Source organism: Granulicella cerasi, from assembly GCF_025685575.1.
Lineage (GTDB): Bacteria > Acidobacteriota > Terriglobia > Terriglobales > Acidobacteriaceae > Granulicella > Granulicella cerasi.
In genome coordinates this window covers 706,812-725,477 of the sequence record NZ_JAGSYD010000003.1, presented here as the reverse complement: position 1 = coordinate 725,477, position 18,666 = coordinate 706,812, and the positions used below count along the sequence as shown (strand labels likewise).

The window sequence follows — 18,666 nt, the reverse complement described above, 5'->3', positions numbered from 1 at the left end:
TCCTGACGAGCCGCGTTGTCACCGCCATACCAAGCCAAGAGCCTTGCGGCGACATGGGCGAGTCCACTCTTCGACACCTTCTCTAACTCGGCCTGCCAGCGTTCTCTCGGGCCTACCTCCCACGGACTCAGCATGTCGATCCCAGCTCCTTTTCCAGCTCGGCGAGCCGCTGCAGGCCGCGCTCGGAAATCTGTTTGCGGATGCAATGGCCGGGGCTATAAGGCAAGTGCGCGAGCCAACGACGACCGATCCCGAAGCGGCGCACCATCCAGAACACGACACCGAGGGCGTAATCAGTCGGGCAGTCGGTGTCGCGCTGCACCATGCGTTCCATGTCGTCATAGGTGCGTGGCTCCTGCAGGAATCGAAGGAACATCCGATCGAGGATCAGCTCTAGGTGCGCTGGCGGTTGCACAAGGTAAGGTCGTCCACCGAGTTCGCGCACCAACGTCCATTCGTGTTTCGCGTTCATCGGCGTGCTCCTTGCATGTGAACGCGCACGCCGTTGGCTGCGGTGATCATGTTCGTGCGCACGTCTTCCGCGTGCGCAGTCTCCGTCCACACTGCCTGCCAAGCTCCATCGGGATACACGATCACGACAGCCTGCGCGTGATGGCGCGCGTGAATCTGCTGCAGCATCCGCTGGATGTCGTCTGTCACCGACTGCTGCATCGCGTCGGCCATGTTCGCAGGGCGGTCGCTCGAACGCTCTTCGATATCAGCCTTCGCGGCGCGCCTACCGCTGCGCACAGGGCACGATACGAAGTGGCACGTCATCGCTTCACGGCTCGTGGATGCCGGATCGTATAGAACGTCCTTGCCGTTCTTGGTCTTCCAGACTTCGACCTGCTGCTCGCAGCTCCGGCAGGTGGTGTTCTTCACGAAGATGTAGCCCCAGTTCTGCAGGCGAATCTTCGTCGGTGTCGAGTTGTTGAATAGACGGTCTGACATGGTTACTGCTCCTCTTCCTCGCTGCTCTGCAATTCGATCCGCACCTGGCCGAGCAGCTCGGCGGTGGCGCTTCTGCCGCGCAGCGAGCGCACGCTGCGCAACAGGCTTAGGGCTTGGCGCACCATCGGCTCCGTCAGCTCGCTGACCTCCGCGAGCGTCTCGGGCAGGTAGTAGCCGCCGTTCTCGCGGTTGCTTCCGATCGGCAGTGCAAACTGCAAACGCAGATCGCTGACGATGGCTCGTACCGTGCGATCGGCGATGCCTGTCTGTTCGCAAAGGTCGGCACGCGCGATGCTGTTGGCTTTGCCGACGTGTAGGCGTAGCACCACGAGGACGTATCCCTCTTCGTCCGTCAGCGGACGCGCCACCTCGCGCCCGGCGAAGATGTCTTCCACGCGGTCGAGGATGTGCTCGCTGAAGGCGAAGAGAGTGTCGGTCATAGCTATGCCTTCGGCTCCTGCGTGCGGCGCGTCGAAACCCAGGCTTTATCGAAGGCTTCGACAGCGAGTGCCGGTGTTTCACCGAAGCCCGCTACGCCCACCTGCAAGTCGTCGCCGTAGAGGGCGCACCAGGTATCGCCGTCAAGGAACACGCGCGGCTTGTGGACACGAGAGGGCATCTGCTCTGTTACTTCTGCGAGCAGCATTTGCAGGTAAACCGCGATGTTCTCAATGGAGTCGCTATCCGCGTTCATCAGTTCCTTGGCTGATGGGCCAGCGAAGGGCCATTCGAGAAGAATCGCCTTTACAGCTGCTTCGCGCTGCTCAATCCCAAAGCGTGGTGTCGAAGTACCGTGGGAGATCGTCTGCACGGCGTCCATCCATGCTTCATCGGGCGTCGCTCGAGGTTCATGCGTGAGAGGTTCAAAGCCATCACGAGCGCGACGGATGATATAGCCCTCACCAACTAGAAAAGCTGCGTAAGCGGTCGGATATTTTGACTGAACGAATTCCTGTGACGTCATGCGGTTCTCCTTTGCACGTTGTTGTCGAGCCATTCGCGATACCGACGTTTGAAAGCTGCGGCGTTTCGCTCGGCTTGCTGGTTGATGGTTTGCTGCGACGCTTTCGTCTCGCTGGCGACGATGAGCTTGTGGCGTGTGCACCAAATCTCACCCGGCACCACGGCGGCCCTGCAGTACGTCTTTCCTTGGCCGGGTGAGTTGCCGTAGACGCAGCCGCCAGCCTTGACGATCTGCTCAAACGGAGTGAGTTCGATCACGGTCGCGCCTCCAGCAGCTCCACAGGCGGGGTCTGTAGCATTGCTCCATGCCCAAGCTCACCAACGCCCAGCGCCGCGCTATCGCCGAGTCCTTCCTCGGCATAATTTGCCCGCTTTGCCAGGCGAAGATCGAGCCTAGGGACATCAAGCGACTCCACGGGCGGGAGATGGGCTGTATCCACTGCGGCGGCACGTGGATCGAACCCGAGCGCAGCATGGGCATGACCAACCCGCACATCGATCGGAGCCGCGACTAGCGAGTTGTACTTGCGCTCGACGCTGTCGACTGCATCGAGGTAGGCGTTGACGCCGTTGCGCAGCGTGAGCGCCTCCAGCACGTTCTTGGCGTCGTCGCTGGGGCCATCGTTGGCAAGCTCATAGAGCGATGCTTTGAGTTCCGGCGTGAGGCTCGCGAACCAGCTATCGAGATCAGCTTCAGTGAGGCAGACCACGACGCCATGATCGTCGAGGACTACATAGGTGGCGTCGGGGCCGGTGCGCTGAATGCCTTGCTCGGCGAAGTGTGCGGTGAGGGCGCTTGCGGTAATCATGCTTTGAAAACTCCGTTCTGTTGCTCTTCGTGGCGTTTCTGCACGGCGCGTGTGCCGCGACGTACCTGCAGGGCGATGTTGCGAATCGTGGTGAGCTGGCGATCGAGTTGATCGAGGCACGAGATGCTGTCTCGCATGTCGTGTGCCGTGGGGTCGATATGCTGCACGGCCTGAGCTGCGAAACCGAGATGACGCTGCAGGTCTGTCTTCGTGTCCTGCAGATCTTCGCGGTCTTTAATGAGTGCCTTGCGGCGCTCTTCGACCTGGGCGCTAGTCGGCGGCATCGGCGATCTCCTGTGGCGTTGGCACCAGTTCGGGAATCAGGTTGAGACCGAGCTCATTCGCGACCTCCGTGATGGCCTCAGCAGCATTCGCAGCGCTGCCGAAGAGGTCCATCAAGCGAAGCGTCAGGCCGAGTGACGATCTGCGCAGAGCTTCATCGCCGTCCGTTCCCTCGCGCACCATCATGGAAGCGGCTGCGACAACGCCAGCGGCGTGGAGTGCCAGGGAGAGAACTCGCGCCCTCTTCGTCGCGACAGTTGGCTCGCTCGCTTCGTGGAAGAGATCAAGGCTGCTCTCAGGTGTTGGAAGAGCATCAGCCTCTCGCAGGGCTTCTGATTCATTGAAGATGCCGACAATGTGCTCAGCGCCCTGGATGCGATGAATGCAGCCGAGCCATTCGAGGTAGTCCGCGCACTCAGCCACGGTGGTGGTCAGCGTTTCATCGCAAGTGTTGAGGTCGTAGTAGTCGCCCTCGAAGCCATCGACTTCGACCTTCAGGCAATGGCACTCGATAATCGAGGATGCTGAATCGAACGCGTGCGAGCGCTCAATCTCAAGCGCCTTTAGTGGGGTGAGCTTCGCCATCGCTACGCCGCCTTTCCGCGCTTCGTGCGCTTGATCTTCTCGGGCGTGATGGCATCGACCTTGAGCACCGGAGCCTTGGTCTTGACGTCGATGCAGACGCCGAACAGTTGCGCGATGCGGTCATGCGTGCGCTTCGGCAGATCAACCGTGGCCAGGACGTCGTGTGCGCTCTCGACGAGCTTGTGTTTCGTCTCGATCGAGAACATGCGCCCAAAGAGCTGCGGCACGTTGCGCTCGTTGAGATATTCGCGCAGGTCGCCGATCGCGGACTCGCGCAGGCTGGTGCTCTTGCCGACGGTTACCGTGGCGGCGTTGCGCGTGCCGCTGAGACGCTTCGACTCGCTGGCCCCGTCGGGAATGGAGCCGTGCTTGCGGACGATGCCGATGAGACGGTTCTTCACCTCGTCGTGCGTATCCTGGGCGGCGCGGAGCAGCTCCTGCGCGGCCTGATACTCAAGCACGCATTCATCGATGTCCTTGTCCGTCGGCTTGTAGTTGGAGTCCGCGAGCGACATCGCGACCACGCGCTCGATCACGGTGGTGTTCGGAAGCGAGGCGTAAGCGCCTGTGATGGTTTCGAGGGCTGGGGTGGATGCGGTGGTCATGCGTGCCTTTCTGGTGAGTGCTGCGTGATGGTTAGGCGAGAAGGATGAAGACGATGAGCGGCCAGCAGATCAGTGCGACTACGGCTGTGGCTGTGGCCGGGAGCACAGCAAGCTTGATGGCTTCCCACACGTCACCCCGCTCGAAGGCGACGGCGAGCATCTCACAGCGCACGTCAAGGTTGTGCTTCAAGTTGCGAGCGGCTTCGGCCGCAGTACGGATCAAGCGCATTTTGCTGCTCCTTTCGGCGTTGCGAGGGTGTCCTGTGCGTGTTCGATCGAGAAGAAAAGATCGCGCGCGGAGATGAACTCATATGGCTGCTCAACGGCCTTATTGCCTTTGCGCACTGTGCGAACGCCAGCCGACGTGCAGCTTGCGATCGTCTGATCGCATACCGCGTCGGGGATGTGCTGGCCCAGCTCACCGCGCAGGATGGCGCGGGCTTCTTCACGCGAGGGGCCGTTGAGAAAGATGGTCTTGCGCACGCGCGAGCGCCACTGCTCCATCTGCCAGTGGCTCACGCGCTGCGTGAGGTCGTGCGAACCTGCCAGCACCACACCGAAGTACGGCGGCAGATCGAGCAGCTGGCGCAGTACTTCCAGACCGGCGTTGTCGAGGTGCTGCGCTTCGTCGACCACGAACACGGTGCGCTTGCCAGCCAGGAAGAAGCGAAGCTTCCGCAGCAGCTGGTCGATGGTGCCGCGATTCGGGATTCCCGCCGCACAGCAGCACTCCATCAGGAACGACTGCGGCGAGTGGTTAATACGCGCGTACACGTAGACGAAACGACCGAGGTCTTGCTCCTTGATCTCTCCACCAACGTGTAGTAGCGCGTGCGTCTTCTGCGTGCCTGGAGGCCCGTCGACGATGTAAGCCGTGCCACGATTCAGCGCGTTGAGCGTGGCGCGTCGTACGTCGGTGACAGAGGACGTCTCGTAATGGCGGTGGCTATCGAGGCGGGACTCGGCCTGCAGTTCATGGAGATCCATGAACTCCTTGAGGCGTGCACGCATTTCCTTGGTGTTTTCGCGCTTGCCCTCGTGGTGCAGACCGTAACGACCCTGCAGGAAAAGACCTAGGGATGAACGTGCATATCCGATGCAATCGGCAAGCTCTTCGATCGTTAGCCCGGAGTGCAGCATAAAGCGACGTGTTCGTGCCTGCATCTGGGCGTCGTCAGGTAGCGTGAGCTTGTCGAGTTGGGCTCTGCGTGCGGCTGTGAGTGGCATTACTGATTTGCTCCTGCGAGGGTGGCGGCGAGCATGTCGCCGATGTCTTCTGCGTGGAGGTGCTTGCTCGGCACCTGAGTGTTCACAACCTGCGTCTGCATGGCACGCTGGGTGATGTGGTCGCCAACCGCCATCGGCAACATGGCGCGCTCGTGCAAGTCCTGAGCGGCGGTGGTGTGGCCGCTGCGCACGACATCGTGGCGTAGCTTGCGAATGCTTGCAGCGGTGTCGTTCCGCAGGGTGCGGCGCTCTTGCATACTTGCCGCGATCGCTGCGTTAGCCGCTGCCGACTGCGTCACATGCTCTTCCTGGCGAACGTCGCAGACCTTGTGGCCGTCCAGGTCGGTGACGACCGCGCGTTCCGGGGCGTTCGGGTCGAAGCAGACGATTACGTTGGTGCGCTCTTCGCCTGCCTTGGCGATGAGGTGGAGCTGCTGCACGTCATACGGCGTCGCACCGATCATGCGGCGATTGTTGATGAGCACAGCACCGTTGCGGACGACGCGGTTCTCACGTTGCCAGAGCAGCATGTCGAGGGTCGATTCCTCTACGTGACGCCGTGACTGCTCGCTCCATCCCGCGAAGAAGATCTCCGCAGCCGTGCGACCTTTCATCCCACGGCCTTCGTGCTTGTGTCGCTGGTTGTAGTCATCGAAGAGCCACGTTGCGGCCATGCGGATGAAATGCGAGGCCGGGATCAGCGGCGACAGATGCCCCTTATCGATACGCACAAGCTTCCGGTGTAGTGCTCCGTCTTCGTTTGCGCGATCGGGGCGGGTGTACATATTGCCCGTCGTGTAGTGCGGCAGGATCGCGTCGAGGCCGAGGTGCATCGTGCGGAACATGCGCTCGATCGGCTTGCTCTGCGGGTGGTACTTGATGCAGTACTGCACCTTGATCCCGAGCATCCGCAGCGCGCCAGCGCGTTCGATCTGAAGCATGTCTTCGCTGACGTGCTCGGACTGGTTGGCTGCAGCGGCGAAGCGTCCGACCTTCTGGAAGTCCTTGCCGTTGTCGCAATAGAAGGTGTCGCAGGGGCCGAAGCGACGTACAGCCTGGGCAAGCACCGTGGAGATCGATCGGCTGCTGCCTTCCGGTGTCCATGTTGCGCCGACGATCATCCGCGAGCGCAGATCCATGAGCGCCGTGAGGCGCAGGCGCATAGGCGCGTTCTCAGCGACACCATCGAAGCAATCGTTGCGAACCTCAACGTCATGGATGCAGTGATCCGAAACCCAAACGCTGTTCGGCGCGATGTCCTCATAGCCTCTCGTGAGGTACGTGGCGAAGCGAGCGGCATAGGCGCGCTCACCTTCGCGGGCGAGGACAACCGGAGCGGCGGGCAATGAGCTGAGGAAGTCGCAGACGGCCTCATAGCTAGGCACATCGTTTGCGGCCATGCCGTACTTCGCGTACTGACGTTCGAGCGCGCGGTAGGCGGTGCGCTTGCTCTGCCAGGCGTCCATGTACGCGGCAGCCACCATCTTCGCCGCCTCGGGCCAACGCTTCGCCCATTGCGACGTTCCCTTGTCCTCGCGTACTTTGCGTGCGAGCGCGGACAGTCCGCCTTGCTTCGGATCGGTGTATGCCTTCTTCCAGCGCCACAGCGTCGGGCGGCTGACGCGGTGCTTGCTGTCCTTGTGCAGCTCCACCAGGTAGAGCGCCAGATCGTCCGACGTGTTGATACGACGGCCATCCGCAAAGCGGAGCGAGGCGCGCATACGCTCACGCGCTGCAGCGTTGTCGCAGAAGTCTAGGAGCGGCTGCAGGATGCTCAGCCGCTCCATCGCCTGCCGTTCGGCTTCCGCAGAGAGCACGATACGACGGCCTGGTCCCTGAGAGCTCGCGGCATCAAAGAGCGGCGCTTGCACCGGGGACGGCGCGGGGGGACGCATCAGCTCAATGTGGGGCTTGCTCGGGGTTTCCAGCTTGGCGAGTGCTTCCGCAGGTAGCGAAGCGCTCGCGTAAAGGGTTGCGCGTCCATCTTTGCGCGTGGCGATCTTGTCCTCCGCCTGCAGGCGATAGACGTTTGAGCGTCGCCATCCAGACAGAGCAATGAACTCAGGCAGAGTGAGCCAGGGGGTAATCGGAAGACTAGCCATCGATCTCCACCCCCTGCAGGATGCGTTCATAGCTCGCCATTGCTGCGGCAGCACGCTTCTGGCGTAGGTATTCGCGGCCCAGCTCGAGCAGCTGCATCCCGTCGTCGTCGATGACGTGCAGACCGGCGAGCTCCGCGCTAAATGTGAGCAAGCGATCATCGCCGGTCACCGTGCAGAATGCGCGAGTGAGTTCGAGTGGGAAGCGGTACTCAGGACGGCTGTCGGCTGAAAAATTGTTGAGCTGTCTCTCAGTCACAGAGAGGCCGGTCAGTCGAGCGATTGCATCGGCAATCTGGACGCGGCTAAGGCCGCAGTTGCTCATGGCCTCGGCGACAAGGACGCGTACTGTTCCGCCGTCCGTGATCGTGCCTGGAAGGATCGATTCGACCTTGCCGAAGAGCTTCCCTTGGGCGGAGCCTGAAAAACGTCGCGCGCCCTTTGCAGGTGACCCAGCACCACGGCGGCCAGCATGATTCGTGTATGACTTGCTCACGCCGCCACCGTCTTCAGCATGTTCTTCTGGCGTGCCTTCTTTTGCACGCTCTTGTGGATCGCCTTGCTCACGCGAGCGGAGGTGCTAAGGCCCCAGAAAACACGGCGGACATGCTGCGGCGTAACACCGAGATCGCGCGCGATCTCGCTGAAGTTGGGGCGCAACCGCAAAGCTGCCTTTGCCTGCTCAATCGTTGGGCTAAACTGGACGCTCAAATTGAAACCTCTCGGACAAGAGGAACACTAAAGGATTCTTTAGTGCCAGTCAACAAAAATGAAAGAATTCTTGCGCGGCAAAATGCAATAGCCATAGTTGCGCCTAAATTGAAGGAATTACGAGCAAGGCTCGCCTACACACAGGCGCAGATGGCAACAGTCGCAGGCGTAAGCCACGTCCAGATATCGCGATGGGAAAAAGGGCTCGATCTACCTAAAGCCAAGGCACTTATGGCTTTCGGCAGAATTGCGCCTGATGACGAGCGCGTGTGGTGGTACGAGCAAGCGGGCGTCGAGCCTGTACAAGCAACGGCAGACCGCGAGATCCCGGTACTAAAGGACGCTGCAGCCGCAGGTACACCAAGGGCGATCAACGACAAGGAGATTGATTACACCATCAAGCTCCCGAAGAACGTCATCCCTGCTGGCGGCAAGCTGGTCGGAATCCCCATCGAAGGCGATTCGATGTCTCCAATCCTTGAAACCGGCTATATCGCCTTCATCGACGCAACGCCCAGGAGCTTAGAGAAGATGGCAGGCAAGATGGTGGCAGCGCGCGACTCGGACGGCGTCACAGTCAAATGGCTGCGTAAGCAATCGAAAGACCTCTATCTTCTCGTGCCGCAGCACACGTCCCCGCGCCACCAGGTGCAGGTAGTGCAAAAGGACGGCGATTGGAGCATCGTCGGAGAAGTCATCACTTGGATAGGATTCCCGCCACCATTGCGTAAATGAACTCGAGCGTTAGCAGCAAGTGACGGAGTAGACAGCAAAGGAGAGCAGTATGTCGACAATTCCGGTCCCACCATTTCCGACCGAACAGAAGAGCATCACAAGCGAGGAACTCAAGTTCCGGGAAGCGGCCTTGCGCCATGCAACCGCGCTTCAGTCCGTCGCTATCTTCGCTTACTTATTCATGGCTCTGTTAGCGGGTATGTATTCCGCTTCTTTAGGACGCTCGTACGACGGCGGTTTCAACTTCTTCGTTGCAGCGATATGTTCGCTCTTTGCGCTTTCGCCAATACCGTTTCTGGCGAGCGCCTACGCGAACGACATGCGCCGTCGCCATGCTTTTATGGATCGGAGCTAACCAATTGCTGAAGATCGATTTTCATTGGTTTCCCTCTCGCTTGGTCGGCCAAACAGCAGTTCATCATATGGCGAAACCGTGATGCTGCCTTACAACGAGACGTCGCACAAGCCTCCTTCTAAGCGTCAGAGCAGCTGGGTCTTTTTCGGGATACAACTCGCGATCGTCGGTGCCGTTCTCACGTTCATCTTCGTAAGGTATTTCCACCACAGCGAAGGAGCTTCCTGGTCGAGGGAGATTGCTGCGAATGAGAAGCAGCAGGCTAACGTCAGCGAGGGCTTCAAGAAAGCAGCGAACAGCTACCTCGACATTGTCGATGCCGAGCAGAGAGCTGCTGGCCGTGATGTGATCGCTTATCGTCAGCTCAAGGGGGATGCGGAGCGAGCAAAAGCTGTGCTGCGCGAATCCTCGCACACCGAAGCAGAAACTTATCTGGCCAACGAAATCGTCAGCGATCCATACATGTGGGAGTTCTGTGTGGAGGTCGGCGTCTATACGGCCTATCCAACACGCAGGATCGCAGATTGCAGACCTCGTGATGTCGCGGCCCTCAGGAATCGTGTGCGCTAGGCTGCCCTAAACTCAGAGCAATTTGTCGCTCGTGACATGTCAGGTGGGACAATACGAAATTCTTGACACGCATGATGCGTTACGGTACTTCTAAATGTGCCGAGAGTTTTGAGGGTGACCCATTGCCTAAAAGCGTCTGAGTTCTACTTCACGATTGACGTGTCCCCGGGGCTGTCACCCCGAGGAACACGGTTGATTAAAACTGGTGCACGATAAGCACGTGTACCAGCCGCACGAGTTCGGTGAGGAAGATCCAAAAACCAGATTGCCCAGCCAAACTCCGGCACTGCTTACAGCGTTCCGTATTGTTCATAGTTCAGTCACTCACCCCAGAGTCCTCCTGGGGTGACTTTTTGTCGTATGCGCGGGATACTACCCCGCCAAGTCAATCAGAGCATAAGCGGCATGTGGATAAGGTGCCCAAGTTGCTGATAAGTCTCGCTATTTGACTAAGGGCGAACATCGAGCGAAGATCGCGAGGATGAATGCTGCTTTCGCATGGCCGGGTGGAAAACGAGCCCTCGTGCCTACATTGCTCAAACTGCTGCCTAGCGACCACTCGCTCTATTGCGAGGTGTTCGCGGGCTCGGCCAAGCTCCTTTTCGCCAAGGAGCCTAGTCGACGCGAGGTCATCAACGATCTCAATGGCGACGTAACGAACTTCTTCCGCGTGGTGAAGCACGCGGGGTGCGAACTGGCCGAACGCTTGGAGGCTGAGTGCATCCATTCTGGCCGCTTCCGTGAGCTGCGCGAAGCTGCACCACCATCCTGTGAGATCGATCGCGCTCTCCGCTTTGCCTATCTGACCTGGTACAGCTTCAGTGCCAAGGGTGAGCACTTTGCCAGCAACAAGATCGGCGGCAAGCAGCTGCGATCACTAGCGAGTATTCGCATCACTCTGCAGCGCGTAGCCGAGCGTCTTGCCTCGGTGCAGATCGAGCAGCGCGACTTCATCGAGATACTGCAGCGATTCGATTCTCGCGACACCTTGTTTTATCTCGACCCGCCTTATGTGGACTTCGGTAGCAATGGGAGGTATGAGGCGCTGACTGTAGAGCAGCGCTCTGCATTGTTTTCCACGATCGCACAGCTCAAAGGGCGCGCGCTCGTGAGCTTTGACGATCACGCGGAGATCCGCAACCTTGCCAAACAACACGGACTCCAGATGCGTAGCGCTGCGATGCGCTACTCGCTTGGTGGGGGACACCGTGCCAAGGATGCACCCGAATTGCTACTCGCGAACTATCCTCTCGCTGCGTAGTCTAAAACCGCTCAATGCTATCGCCCAGGTCTTTGACCTGGGCGTTTTTGTTTGTGTCGTGTGACACGAAGATGCAGCACGACAACGTGCCGCAGATATAGCAACAGTGCTGGCTACTCTTCTCTCAACAGCCCAAGGGTTGGAGATGGCACCGCAATTCATCGCCGCGATGATTGCGGATTGAATGCCCGAAATAGGGGGCCACGGTGGTCGCGTGTCGCACGCGCGGCCCCGCCCTAACTCAAGAGAGGAGCGCACACGATGGCATCAGCACAGCAACTCGCGAACCTGCAGTCTGTTGTTCCCGCCGCTGTCGACTGCGCGCGCAAGTATGGCGTCTTCGCCTCTGTGACGCTTGCGCAGTGGATTCTCGAAAGTGCGTGGGGTCTGTCGAAACTGGCGACCTCATGCCACAACTACTTCGGCGTGAAGTGGACGCAGCGCAGTACGCCTGCGACGTATGAAGAGTTTCCGACATACGAGTTCATTGCTGGTAAGCGCACGTTGGTGAAAGCTGCCTTCGCAAGCTATGCCTCTGCCGATGAAGCATTCACCGATCACGCGAAGCTTCTCTCGTCCACGCAGCGTTACGCCGCAGCGATGAAGGCCAAGACACCCGCAGCGTTTGCGACAGCGCTCGAGGCGGCAGGCTACTCCACGAATCCCGACTACGCCGAGAGTCTGCAGGAGCTGATTCGCCGGTACAACCTCACGCAGTATGACGTGCCGCCTGCAACGGCTGCGGCCTCAACAGCTGCGTAAGCGCAGCAAGGAGAAATGACGATGAAGAAGACGTTGATGGGCTTGCTCGCGTGTGGCGTGACGGCTCTGGCTGGTGCAGTCTCGGCAATGGCGCAGGACAACGTGCAGCCCGCTTCGCAGGATGTGGCGAAACTCTATGCGGTCGGCGGCTCGTATAGCCCCGGTGCCTCGCCTGCTTTCGCAGGCACGGCGATGGTCGCCATCAAGATCCCGAACACGAGCACCTACGGCGTGACGATCTACGATGCGCTGCCCACCTCGGTGAAGCCGTTCAAGATCACCACGAACATCGGTGCGGGCGTGGCGCAGAAGCTCACGACGATTGCAGGGTATGACGTATTCGGCACAACGTCTGCAGGTCTTACCTACACGTCGACCAACACCGGTTGGAATGCGACGTTTGGCGGCGCAGTCATGATTCCGATCAAGACGCTGAAGGATGGTTCGAAGCTTTACCTGATGCCGGAAGGTCGAGGCATGAAGTCGAGCGTTTCGGATGGCTCCGGCGTTCAGGTGATCGTGGGCGTGCAGTTCGCCCTCGGTACCTACTAAACCAAGATTCTTACAACGCGAGAGAGCGGTGGGCTGAGAGCCCTGCGAGTGCGAGCGTTCATCGCCGCAAGGTGGTACGCACTCAACGGGCCAACTCACATCGGTGTAAATGCCGCTCGATATGGAAGCAGCAACAAGGCGGGAGCGGTGACCCGCCGAAGTATCTGGGATCTGACGATGAAACTTACGAATCCGTTCCCCGAGATCGGGCAGCTCTACAAGGACGCAGCGAAACGCAGCGACGACGGGATTCACCCAGCGTTCAAGTTGCTCGCGCTCACGGTGGCGGCCCCGGTGCTGGCCGGAGTTTTGATGACGCGCGGCAGAGAGAACCAGTGATGCGTGACCCACTCTCCGTCGCTTGCGGAGACTGTGCCAGTCAGCCGGGTGTTGAGTGCGATTGGGGTGTCGTCGCGGTGCATGAGCGATTCCATTCAGCGCGAGAGAGTACGGCGCAGTTTGTGGATGCGGTAGAAGGTTCGCCCGAAGATCTTGTGCGCGGCGATCGGTTGGCGGCAGCGGTGGCGAAGGTGGTTGACGAGGAGCTCTGAGATGGATGACCGGACAGTATCGCGGATCGAGCATGAGTTCGAGCGTGGCTGTGCCGGGAAGGAGCCCCACGAGACCGAGTCCGCAGCCTATGCGGTGCTAGGGTTTCGCATTCGCCAGGGGGTCACAAGATCCGGCGACGGGAACGCACCTTACGAGTGCGACTTTTGCCAGAAATGGCATATCGGGCATGGGGCCGTCCAAGCGGCCAGACGGCGCGGGAAGGCTGCCGTAGCCCAACTAAATACGCGGCACGCGTGATGAGTATTTTTTCTCGCGATGGCGAGGCAAGGGAGAAGCGGATGGGAGCAGTGAAAACGATGTGGGCTTCAAAGAAGGTTTATCTGGTGGCGGCGCTCATGTGCCTCGTCGCCGCCTACCTGGTCTTTGTGCACCAGGTCTCGGCGCAGACGGCAGTGGACATCCTCATCTTCGGCTTGGGGTTGCTCGGCCTCTCGATCGCTGACGCCTTGAAGCAGCACCAGAATGCCGTGCTCGCGCTCTTCCTGAGCCTGGCAAAGGCTGGTGAGGACTATGAGCGACACGATGCTCCTGCGCTTCGCCAGGACAGCGTTGTTGTCGTCGGGGAAGCTGCAGCCGTGGTGCGAGAGGTGAAGGGTTGATCCGCTCCATCTTTGCAGCTACCGAGCAGGAGGAAGTACAGGAGGCCACGCTGCGTGCGCCTATGGCCGTCGAGCTGGTCAAGCGCCTGGCGCTTGGCGGCGGCTTCTCGGTTGGAGCATCGGTGGTCTACGGCGCTTTCCGTCTCCTCCGCGACAACCCCAAGGACGCATTCCCATTGCTGCGGTCGTGGGGGCCTTGGGCGATCGTCACGCTCTTCGCTATCTACGTCATTTACGACATCACGAAGGCGCTTCTGAAGGTGGCACAGCGCGGCGTGATTGCGATGGAGCAGACATCAGTCGCCCTCGGTCACATCGCGGATAAGGACGATCGTCAACTGCAGGAGTTGCAGACGCTGACCTCGTACACGTCCCAAGGTATCGAGCGTTTGTCTGAAGACCAGCGCGGATTGCACGCGAAGATGGATGACCTGCTCGGCATGGTGAGCACCCGGAAGAAGGAGACATCGCAGTGAGCTTTGATATCGCAGCTAAGAACAAGCGACTCCGTCGCGTCGTGTTGATGCTGCTTTGCACCAATCACGATCAGCAGAAGAGCCGCTTCGACTCCATCGCACTGTGGAGCGCGCTCGTGCGTGGCCTCAGCTTCGATTGCAGCCAGAACGAGCTCGTGACGATCCTTCAGGACTTGAAGGGACGCGCTATGTTGACTTTCAGCAGCGCAAAGACCCACGCACTGGCGAAGTCGCGATCAGTCTGATCGAACTCTGCCCGCGTGGTCGCGATGTGCTGGAAGGCACGATCGAAGACCGCGCTGTGGAGGTCTAGCGATGGCGAAGTCTCATCCCAAGACTGGCGATACACGCAAGACGCGACAGCCGCTGTCCATTGATCGACTCACCCCAGATGTTCACGAGGCTATTCTCGGTCTTCGCAATCGTGACGGAAAGACGTGGGAGGAAATCGAGCGCTTCTCGGCCGAGCCGTGCGGCAAGGGCAAGCTTGGCTTCGTGCAATGGACGAAGCAGAGCGCAGATGCTCTGCAGGCTTTCCCGCACAAGCGCATCCCGAAGTCGAACCTGCACCGTTGGTATGACATCCGCATCGCTCAGGTGCAAGAGCAAACGTTGCAAGCGTCAGAGCAAGCGCGTGTGCTCGCAGCATCGTTTGCCAAGGCTGCAGTGGATGATGGCGACGAAGCGACGATCAACGCGATTCGTGACACTCTCTTCAGTGTTCTAGGCGAAGACATGACCACGAAGGGCCGCGAGCGAATCGCGAAGTCCATGCTCGATCTCGCCCAGGTGCAGATCAAGGCCAAAGCTGCAAAGCTTCTCGAGCGTCGTGTTGCTGTAGATGAGCAATCGCTGCAGATGAAGATCGACGAGTTCAAGCGTAAGACCGGTCAGCTGCTGAAGGACGCTGAGGAGAAGCAGGGCGATGCTCCTGTGATGACGCGTGAGCAGGTGCTGAACCGTGTGAAGGAGATTTATGGAGTCGGCTCCTAACGAACTCGAGGTACTACCGAAGGCATTGCTTCTGCAGTATCAGCGGGACTGGGTCAACGACCCCGCCCCGCTAAAGCTGTGGGTGAAGGCGCGACAGATCGGGTATTCCTTTACTGGCACGCTCGGCCCAACGCTAGACTGCCTCAGCCGCAAGACGCTCTGGATCTTCCTCTCTGCAGGTCAGCGTCAGAGCTTGGAACTCGCGCGCAAGGCCAAAGATCATCTCGACGCCATGCGCGAGATCGAGCTTGCTGCGAGGAATACTACTTTGGTCGACGAGCGTTATGGCCTTGTCGATGGCGTGGAGATCACGCAGACCGTCATCACCGTGCCGCATACCGGCGCACGCATGATCTTCCTGCCCGCGAATCCAGATACCGCACGCGGCTACTCGGGCAATGTCATGCTCGATGAGTTCGCCTTCCACAAGGATGCGAAGAAGATTTACGCAGCGATGTATCCCTCGATCACGCGAGGATACGGTATTCACATTGGCTCGACACCCTTCGGCGAGTCGGGTATGTTCTACGATCTCGCCACGAAGAAGAGCAGCTTCTCCGTGCATACGACCGACATCTTTCGCGCCGTGCGGGATGGCCTCGCTCACAGTGTCGGCATGGATGACGAGGCATATATCAAGATGCTTCGCGACGGCTGTCCCGATGAAGACATCTGGGATCAGGAATACTGCTGCAAGTTCATCTCTGATGCGACTAGCTACATTCCGTGGGAACTCATCCAGGCTGCCGAGTCTATCTATGCAACTACAGAGTTGCCCCTAGGCTTTGCAGCGAAGGGCGATCTTTACCTGGGCGTAGACATTGGCCGCAAGAAGGATCTGACTGCGATCGTTCTCCTGGAGAAGATTGGGGACGTGTACTGGGTACGTTGCATCATCCGTATGCGCGGGAAAAAGTTCTCCGAGCAGCGTGCAGTGATCGAGGGGCTGATGCGGACACTTCCGATCCGCAGGCTTTGCCAGGACAACACCGGCATCGGTATGCAGCTCGCCGAGGAGCTGCAGGAGAAGTTTGGATCGCGCGTTGAGCCTGTAACGTTCACGACCGCAGTGAAGGAAGACCTGGCTGTTCGTGCACGCCGCTTCTTCGAAGATCGCAAGGTGCGCACACCCGATGATCGCGGCCTGCGATCGGCAGTACACGCGATCCGTCGTATTCCCACCGCTGCTGGACACTTCCGCTTCGACGCAGAGCGTAGCGATGCGGGGCACGCTGACGAGTTCTGGGCGTTGTCTCTCGCCATGATGGCGGCTGATGGCACGCCGGTTTCCCTCGGCTTACGTTCTGGCTCGCATTCCACGATTCGCAACATGAGAGGGCTGAATGGCTGACGCACCTGTACTACCAGGCAAAGAGCAAATCGTTACGCAAGACGTGTTGCTGCAGGCGCAATACGCGCAGTGGCGCAACGTCGCTGCGTTCTCCGGGGTCAAAGACCCTACGTCGATCTGGGCGATGATGGTGCGGGGTGAAAGTTCCAGCATCCCTTTCTATCGCGAACTCGAAGATAAGGACGATGACGTCAGTGCAGCACTAGACGAGCTGAAGCTCTCTGTGCTCGAGCGCGACTGGACAATCCTTCCAGGTGACAAGACGCAGGCCGCGCTCGACGCAGCCGCCTTCGCCAAGCAGCAGCTGGAGCTGATCGACGTCGATAGCTCCTTCGATGCGATGCTCGACGCCTGTGCCTACGGCTTCACCGTGCAGGAGATGATGTTCGACACCAGCGAGGGACAGGCTTCCATCGTCTCTGTGGACGACTGCCCGCAGGAGCTGTTTCTCTTCGGCGATCGCTTTCGTCCACAGACCGGCCCTTTGCAGCTGCTCTCGAGCGTGGGCGCGAGCTCCGGCCAGCTCGTCCCCGAAGAGAAGTTTCTTGTCTTCTCCTACCGTGGCCGTTCGCGATCGCGCGTTGGGCGTCCGCTGCTGCAGCGAGCGTTCTGGCCGAGCTGGATCAAGCGCCAGATCCTAGCATTCTGGTTGCGCGCAGGTGAGAAGGCGAATGGCATGGCGATCACGCGCTACGAAGAGAGCGCGGACGACAGCCGCATCAACCTTGCTCTGGAGATCGCAGAAGCCCTCGCCCAGGGCGTGGCCTTCGCCGCGCCTGAAGGCATGGTGATCGATACCGACCTGCTGAAGGCGGCACAGGCTGGCAAGACCGACGTCTACAAAGAGCTCTTCCTCCAGATGCAATACTCCATCGCTCGCGCCATCAAGGGTGAAACGCTCACCTCGATGGGTAGCGAAGGTGGTCACGGCTCGCATACGCAGGGGAAGACACATCAGCAGACCTTCGACAAGCGCTCTATCTCGCTGGCGAAGAAGCACGCGCGCGTCGTGAACATGCAGTACTTGCGTCGTCTTCATTTGTGGAACTACGGCCCGAACGTAGCCGCGCCCGTGTTTGCGTGGGATACAGCTGAGGAAGAAGACCTCGTGCAGAAGGGCACGCTCTATTCCATCGCGCAACGCATCGGCGTGCCGATCGGCGCGGCGTGGGCTGCAGACCAGTTGCAGATCCCGCCAGTGGGCGAAGGAGACGTGCCGCTGGTGCCGAACGCCAATGCACCCACCGAGGCCGCGCCCGCGAGCGTGTTCTCCGAGGCCGACAAAACGAAGGTGCAGATCGACCTCAAGGATCTGGATAAGCTCGCGGCCCAACTCCGCGAAGAGTCGCTCAGCCTCTTTGCGACACGCACCAAGGAAATTGCGGAACGTCTCTCGTGATCTCTCTGCCACACGATCATCAGATCCAGCTCCGCGTCGGTGATGCACTGGCGCGGAGCATGGCTGCGTCCAACGTGCTTGGTCGCCTGTCTGTGGTCACGTCTGTGCGTCAGAAGTCAGGCAAGTCCGTACCAGTCGCGTCCTCGACGCGTCGGCGTCTGGATTTCGCCGAGAGCGACGATCTTACGATCGATGCAAACCTTCGACTACCGAACGACGGAGCTGCTGAGTACATCCGCAATCTCACGCCGGTTACTCGCCTGTTGTTTGACGGACTGACATCGCAGTATAAGAAGCTCGCTTTCACTCTTGCAGGTACAGCAGACACGCGGCTCATCGAGAAGGTGCGTGATGAGCTGGCAGAGGCCGCGCGTGATGGAAGCACGAGCGGAACGTTCCAGGCTGCCATCGATCGCATAACGAGTGCGGAAGGCGTCGAGAAGCTCAATGCGTTCACGCTCGATACCGCCTTCAACACCGCGATGGCACGCGCGCACTCTGCTGGTCGCTATGAGCAGCTGCAAGACACGACGACGAAAGCCATCCTCCCATACTGGCAGTACATGACGGTGGGTGATGGTCGAGTGCGTCCAGAGCACGCAATCCTGGATGGCTTCCAAGCTCTCGCCGACGATCCTGTGTGGCTGAAGATTTACCCGCCTAACGGATTCAACTGCCGTTGCATCGTGATCGGTCTGCTGATGTCTGAAGTTAGTGATGAGGCTCGCGCCGGTGGCGGCCTCGAACGCCTGCCAATGTTGGCCCGTCTCAAGGTGCCGCAAGCTGGCTTCGAGAAATCGTTCTAACG

The 18,666-nt window shown here is 59.7% G+C and carries 28 protein-coding genes; 14 read left to right on the top strand and 14 right to left on the bottom strand.

Features of this window, described 5'->3' with window-relative positions; translation table 11 throughout:
• Positions 1–127: 127 nt before the first annotated feature.
• The 14 genes from OHL11_RS12580 to OHL11_RS12515 are packed head-to-tail and all read right to left on the bottom strand — an operon-like array spanning position 128 to position 8,232.
• Positions 128–472: a hypothetical protein gene (locus OHL11_RS12580; RefSeq protein WP_263371852.1), complete on the bottom strand. Its 345-nt coding sequence runs from the start codon at positions 470–472 to the stop codon at positions 128–130.
• A complete protein-coding gene (locus tag OHL11_RS12575) occupies positions 469–951 on the bottom strand; it encodes a hypothetical protein (protein WP_263371851.1) in 483 nt (160 codons plus the stop codon). The genes OHL11_RS12580 and OHL11_RS12575 overlap by 4 nt, the downstream gene beginning before the upstream one ends.
• A 2-nt stretch (positions 952–953) precedes the next feature.
• Positions 954–1,391, bottom strand: a complete 438-nt coding sequence (locus OHL11_RS12570; protein WP_263371850.1) for a hypothetical protein — start codon at positions 1,389–1,391, stop codon at positions 954–956.
• Between the two features lie 2 nt (positions 1,392–1,393).
• Positions 1,394–1,915 carry a hypothetical protein gene (locus OHL11_RS12565; protein WP_263371849.1) on the bottom strand — a complete coding sequence of 174 codons (522 nt, stop codon included), beginning with the start codon at positions 1,913–1,915 and terminating at the stop codon, positions 1,394–1,396.
• Positions 1,912–2,172: a hypothetical protein gene (locus tag OHL11_RS12560; RefSeq protein ID WP_263371848.1), complete on the bottom strand. Its 261-nt coding sequence runs from the start codon at positions 2,170–2,172 to the stop codon at positions 1,912–1,914. The genes OHL11_RS12565 and OHL11_RS12560 overlap by 4 nt, the downstream gene beginning before the upstream one ends.
• Positions 2,169–2,723 (bottom strand): hypothetical protein, encoded by a 555-nt coding sequence (locus OHL11_RS12555; RefSeq protein WP_263371847.1) that lies wholly within the window; start codon positions 2,721–2,723, stop codon positions 2,169–2,171. The genes OHL11_RS12560 and OHL11_RS12555 overlap by 4 nt, the downstream gene beginning before the upstream one ends.
• Positions 2,720–3,007: a hypothetical protein gene (locus OHL11_RS12550; RefSeq protein WP_263371846.1), complete on the bottom strand. Its 288-nt coding sequence runs from the start codon at positions 3,005–3,007 to the stop codon at positions 2,720–2,722. Before OHL11_RS12550 ends, OHL11_RS12555 begins: the two co-directional genes overlap by 4 nt.
• Positions 2,994–3,590 carry a hypothetical protein gene (locus tag OHL11_RS12545; RefSeq protein ID WP_263371845.1) on the bottom strand — a complete coding sequence of 199 codons (597 nt, stop codon included), beginning with the start codon at positions 3,588–3,590 and terminating at the stop codon, positions 2,994–2,996. Before OHL11_RS12545 ends, OHL11_RS12550 begins: the two co-directional genes overlap by 14 nt.
• 2 nt (positions 3,591–3,592) lie before the next feature.
• Positions 3,593–4,195 (bottom strand): hypothetical protein, encoded by a 603-nt coding sequence (locus tag OHL11_RS12540; protein WP_263371844.1) that lies wholly within the window; start codon positions 4,193–4,195, stop codon positions 3,593–3,595.
• 31 nt (positions 4,196–4,226) lie between these two features.
• Entirely contained in the window at positions 4,227–4,424 is a 198-nt protein-coding gene (locus OHL11_RS12535; protein ID WP_263371843.1) for a hypothetical protein, read from the bottom strand.
• Complete coding sequence (locus OHL11_RS12530; RefSeq protein WP_263371842.1) at positions 4,415–5,422, bottom strand: ATP-binding protein; 1,008 nt, start codon at positions 5,420–5,422, stop codon at positions 4,415–4,417. Before OHL11_RS12530 ends, OHL11_RS12535 begins: the two co-directional genes overlap by 10 nt.
• Positions 5,422–7,524, bottom strand: a complete 2,103-nt coding sequence (locus tag OHL11_RS12525) for a DDE-type integrase/transposase/recombinase (protein WP_263371841.1) — start codon at positions 7,522–7,524, stop codon at positions 5,422–5,424. The genes OHL11_RS12530 and OHL11_RS12525 overlap by 1 nt, the downstream gene beginning before the upstream one ends.
• Entirely contained in the window at positions 7,517–8,017 is a 501-nt protein-coding gene (locus OHL11_RS12520; protein WP_263371840.1) for a hypothetical protein, read from the bottom strand. Before OHL11_RS12520 ends, OHL11_RS12525 begins: the two co-directional genes overlap by 8 nt.
• Positions 8,014–8,232, bottom strand: coding sequence for a hypothetical protein (locus OHL11_RS12515; RefSeq protein ID WP_263371839.1), 219 nt, complete (start codon positions 8,230–8,232; stop codon positions 8,014–8,016). The genes OHL11_RS12520 and OHL11_RS12515 overlap by 4 nt, the downstream gene beginning before the upstream one ends.
• 42 nt (positions 8,233–8,274) lie before the next feature.
• Here OHL11_RS12515 and OHL11_RS12510 point away from each other — a divergent pair, with 42 nt between their 5' ends.
• The 14 genes from OHL11_RS12510 (at position 8,275) to OHL11_RS12445 (ending at position 18,664) form a co-directional block, all read left to right on the top strand.
• On the top strand, positions 8,275–8,967 hold the full coding sequence (locus tag OHL11_RS12510) for a S24 family peptidase (RefSeq protein WP_263371838.1): 693 nt from the start codon (positions 8,275–8,277) through the stop codon (positions 8,965–8,967).
• A 49-nt stretch (positions 8,968–9,016) separates the two neighbouring features.
• Positions 9,017–9,322, top strand: coding sequence for a hypothetical protein (locus OHL11_RS12505; protein WP_263371837.1), 306 nt, complete (start codon positions 9,017–9,019; stop codon positions 9,320–9,322).
• Between the two features lie 81 nt (positions 9,323–9,403).
• Positions 9,404–9,892, top strand: a complete 489-nt coding sequence (locus OHL11_RS12500) for a hypothetical protein (RefSeq protein WP_263371836.1) — start codon at positions 9,404–9,406, stop codon at positions 9,890–9,892.
• Between the two features lie 481 nt (positions 9,893–10,373).
• Positions 10,374–11,153 carry a DNA adenine methylase gene (locus tag OHL11_RS12495; RefSeq protein ID WP_263371835.1) on the top strand — a complete coding sequence of 260 codons (780 nt, stop codon included), beginning with the start codon at positions 10,374–10,376 and terminating at the stop codon, positions 11,151–11,153.
• A 261-nt stretch (positions 11,154–11,414) separates the two neighbouring features.
• Entirely contained in the window at positions 11,415–11,915 is a 501-nt protein-coding gene (locus OHL11_RS12490; protein WP_263371834.1) for a glycoside hydrolase family 73 protein, read from the top strand.
• Positions 11,916–11,936: 21 nt separating this feature from the next.
• Positions 11,937–12,467 (top strand): hypothetical protein, encoded by a 531-nt coding sequence (locus OHL11_RS12485; RefSeq protein WP_263371833.1) that lies wholly within the window; start codon positions 11,937–11,939, stop codon positions 12,465–12,467.
• A 177-nt stretch (positions 12,468–12,644) separates the two neighbouring features.
• Positions 12,645–12,806 (top strand): hypothetical protein, encoded by a 162-nt coding sequence (locus tag OHL11_RS12480; RefSeq protein WP_263371832.1) that lies wholly within the window; start codon positions 12,645–12,647, stop codon positions 12,804–12,806.
• A gap of 512 nt (positions 12,807–13,318) precedes the next feature.
• Entirely contained in the window at positions 13,319–13,639 is a 321-nt protein-coding gene (locus tag OHL11_RS12475) for a hypothetical protein (protein WP_263371831.1), read from the top strand.
• The gene (locus OHL11_RS12470) at positions 13,636–14,115 is read left to right on the top strand and encodes a hypothetical protein (RefSeq protein WP_263371830.1); all 480 of its coding nucleotides are present in this window, start codon (positions 13,636–13,638) and stop codon (positions 14,113–14,115) included. Before OHL11_RS12475 ends, OHL11_RS12470 begins: the two co-directional genes overlap by 4 nt.
• A complete protein-coding gene (locus OHL11_RS12465; RefSeq protein WP_263371829.1) occupies positions 14,112–14,360 on the top strand; it encodes a hypothetical protein in 249 nt (82 codons plus the stop codon). Before OHL11_RS12470 ends, OHL11_RS12465 begins: the two co-directional genes overlap by 4 nt.
• Before the next feature lie 70 nt (positions 14,361–14,430).
• Positions 14,431–15,108 carry a phage protein Gp27 family protein gene (locus tag OHL11_RS12460; protein WP_263371828.1) on the top strand — a complete coding sequence of 226 codons (678 nt, stop codon included), beginning with the start codon at positions 14,431–14,433 and terminating at the stop codon, positions 15,106–15,108.
• Positions 15,092–16,459 (top strand): phage terminase large subunit family protein, encoded by a 1,368-nt coding sequence (locus tag OHL11_RS12455; protein ID WP_263371827.1) that lies wholly within the window; start codon positions 15,092–15,094, stop codon positions 16,457–16,459. The genes OHL11_RS12460 and OHL11_RS12455 overlap by 17 nt, the downstream gene beginning before the upstream one ends.
• A complete protein-coding gene (locus OHL11_RS12450) occupies positions 16,452–17,858 on the top strand; it encodes a DUF935 domain-containing protein (RefSeq protein ID WP_263371826.1) in 1,407 nt (468 codons plus the stop codon). The genes OHL11_RS12455 and OHL11_RS12450 overlap by 8 nt, the downstream gene beginning before the upstream one ends.
• The gene (locus tag OHL11_RS12445) at positions 17,855–18,664 is read left to right on the top strand and encodes a phage head morphogenesis protein (protein WP_263371825.1); all 810 of its coding nucleotides are present in this window, start codon (positions 17,855–17,857) and stop codon (positions 18,662–18,664) included. Before OHL11_RS12450 ends, OHL11_RS12445 begins: the two co-directional genes overlap by 4 nt.
• Positions 18,665–18,666 lie beyond the last annotated feature (2 nt).

What these genes read in the sequence shown, in the direction of transcription:
- OHL11_RS12580 (WP_263371852.1), bottom strand. Translation starts at nt 472, where the DNA reads ATGAACGCGAAACACGAATGGACGTTGGTGCGCGAACTCGGTGGACGA.
- OHL11_RS12575 (WP_263371851.1), bottom strand. Translation starts at nt 951, where the DNA reads ATGTCAGACCGTCTATTCAACAACTCGACACCGACGAAGATTCGCCTG.
- OHL11_RS12570 (WP_263371850.1), bottom strand. Translation starts at nt 1,391, where the DNA reads ATGACCGACACTCTCTTCGCCTTCAGCGAGCACATCCTCGACCGCGTG.
- OHL11_RS12565 (WP_263371849.1), bottom strand. Translation starts at nt 1,915, where the DNA reads ATGACGTCACAGGAATTCGTTCAGTCAAAATATCCGACCGCTTACGCA.
- OHL11_RS12555 (WP_263371847.1), bottom strand. Translation starts at nt 2,723, where the DNA reads ATGATTACCGCAAGCGCCCTCACCGCACACTTCGCCGAGCAAGGCATT.
- OHL11_RS12550 (WP_263371846.1), bottom strand. Translation starts at nt 3,007, where the DNA reads ATGCCGCCGACTAGCGCCCAGGTCGAAGAGCGCCGCAAGGCACTCATT.
- OHL11_RS12545 (WP_263371845.1), bottom strand. Translation starts at nt 3,590, where the DNA reads ATGGCGAAGCTCACCCCACTAAAGGCGCTTGAGATTGAGCGCTCGCAC.
- OHL11_RS12540 (WP_263371844.1), bottom strand. Translation starts at nt 4,195, where the DNA reads ATGACCACCGCATCCACCCCAGCCCTCGAAACCATCACAGGCGCTTAC.
- OHL11_RS12535 (WP_263371843.1), bottom strand. Translation starts at nt 4,424, where the DNA reads ATGCGCTTGATCCGTACTGCGGCCGAAGCCGCTCGCAACTTGAAGCAC.
- OHL11_RS12530 (WP_263371842.1), bottom strand. Translation starts at nt 5,422, where the DNA reads ATGCCACTCACAGCCGCACGCAGAGCCCAACTCGACAAGCTCACGCTA.
- OHL11_RS12525 (WP_263371841.1), bottom strand. Translation starts at nt 7,524, where the DNA reads ATGGCTAGTCTTCCGATTACCCCCTGGCTCACTCTGCCTGAGTTCATT.
- OHL11_RS12505 (WP_263371837.1), top strand. Translation starts at nt 9,017, where the DNA reads ATGTCGACAATTCCGGTCCCACCATTTCCGACCGAACAGAAGAGCATC.
- OHL11_RS12500 (WP_263371836.1), top strand. Translation starts at nt 9,404, where the DNA reads ATGCTGCCTTACAACGAGACGTCGCACAAGCCTCCTTCTAAGCGTCAG.
- OHL11_RS12495 (WP_263371835.1), top strand. Translation starts at nt 10,374, where the DNA reads ATGAATGCTGCTTTCGCATGGCCGGGTGGAAAACGAGCCCTCGTGCCT.
- OHL11_RS12490 (WP_263371834.1), top strand. Translation starts at nt 11,415, where the DNA reads ATGGCATCAGCACAGCAACTCGCGAACCTGCAGTCTGTTGTTCCCGCC.
- OHL11_RS12485 (WP_263371833.1), top strand. Translation starts at nt 11,937, where the DNA reads ATGAAGAAGACGTTGATGGGCTTGCTCGCGTGTGGCGTGACGGCTCTG.
- OHL11_RS12480 (WP_263371832.1), top strand. Translation starts at nt 12,645, where the DNA reads ATGAAACTTACGAATCCGTTCCCCGAGATCGGGCAGCTCTACAAGGAC.
- OHL11_RS12475 (WP_263371831.1), top strand. Translation starts at nt 13,319, where the DNA reads ATGGGAGCAGTGAAAACGATGTGGGCTTCAAAGAAGGTTTATCTGGTG.
- OHL11_RS12460 (WP_263371828.1), top strand. Translation starts at nt 14,431, where the DNA reads ATGGCGAAGTCTCATCCCAAGACTGGCGATACACGCAAGACGCGACAG.
- OHL11_RS12455 (WP_263371827.1), top strand. Translation starts at nt 15,092, where the DNA reads ATGGAGTCGGCTCCTAACGAACTCGAGGTACTACCGAAGGCATTGCTT.
- OHL11_RS12450 (WP_263371826.1), top strand. Translation starts at nt 16,452, where the DNA reads ATGGCTGACGCACCTGTACTACCAGGCAAAGAGCAAATCGTTACGCAA.